Source organism: Vibrio sp. Vb1574 (genome assembly GCF_033338675.1).
In genome coordinates this window covers 1-1,092 of the sequence record NZ_JAWOTC010000405.1, presented here as the reverse complement: position 1 = coordinate 1,092, position 1,092 = coordinate 1, and the positions used below count along the sequence as shown (strand labels likewise).

Sequence of the window (1,092 nt, the reverse complement as noted above, 5' to 3'; positions counted from 1 at the left end):
CTTGGATTCAAGTACGAAGTGCGACACCCCTGAAATTTAAAACAGTGAGATGTGCTATTCATAAATTTTACTCCCGCCAAGAAGTGAAAAACCATGAATTACACACACCTCACTGAGAATGAAAGGTATATGATGTCCGCACTTAGAAAGCAAGGCATTAGTGTCGTCAACATCGCTAAAGAGCTAGGGCGTCACAAGAGCACTATCTACCGAGAATTTAAACGTAACTCTCGATACAACGCCTATCGCCCTAACCCTTCCTATCAGCCTGCTAGAGCACAACAAAGAGCTAGAAACAGGTTGAGCCGGTCACGGCGTAACAAGCGCTATACCAAGCACGATTTCAAAATTATTGACGCGCTTATAATGCTCGATTGGAGTCCTGACCAAATCGTTGGGTATTGCCGTTTGCATGGCTATCCAGTGATGAGCCATGAGCTTATTTACCAGCACATTTGGACCGATAAAGCCAACGGAGGCATGCTCTGGAAACATTTACGTCAATCACCAAAACAGAGACGTAAGCGCTACAACGCCAAAGATAGCAGGGGGAGAATTGCCGCTAAAAGGCACATAACAGAACGACCAAAACAAGCTGAGTTACGCCTAGAACCTGGACATTGGGAAATAGATACCGTGATCGGTCGCGGAACTAAGCACTGCATTGTCACTCTCGTTGACAGAATGACTGGCTACACCTATATCGGACAGCTAGATGACCGAACAACTGTATCACTCAACGCGAGAATGACAGAGATCGTTACACGTTCAAACTTACCATTTAGAACTATCACTGCTGATAATGGTACAGAATTCAATCAATATCAGGAGATAGAAAACAAGCATAAATGCTTGTTTTACTTCGCAACGCCCTACCACTCTTGGGAGCGAGGGACCAATGAGAATACAAATGGACTCATACGCCAATATTTACCTAAGAAAACCTCAATGGCTCATGTGACACAAAGACTGTGCAGCCAGATAGCGTATAAACTGAATAACAGACCACGCCAAAGGCTTGGTTACAAGACACCAACAGAGTATATTTATGAGCAGCTACTCTAAGTGTCGCACTTCAAACTTGATACTAAG

Annotated in this window: 1 protein-coding gene; it reads left to right on the top strand. The window is 44.0% G+C overall.

Annotated features, from left to right (window positions below; all coding sequences use genetic code 11):
• Nucleotides 1-93: 93 nt before the first annotated feature.
• On the top strand, nt 94-1,065 hold the full coding sequence (locus R7O12_RS26485) for an IS30 family transposase (RefSeq protein ID WP_050550131.1): 972 nt from the start codon (nt 94-96) through the stop codon (nt 1,063-1,065).
• Nucleotides 1,066-1,092 lie beyond the last annotated feature (27 nt).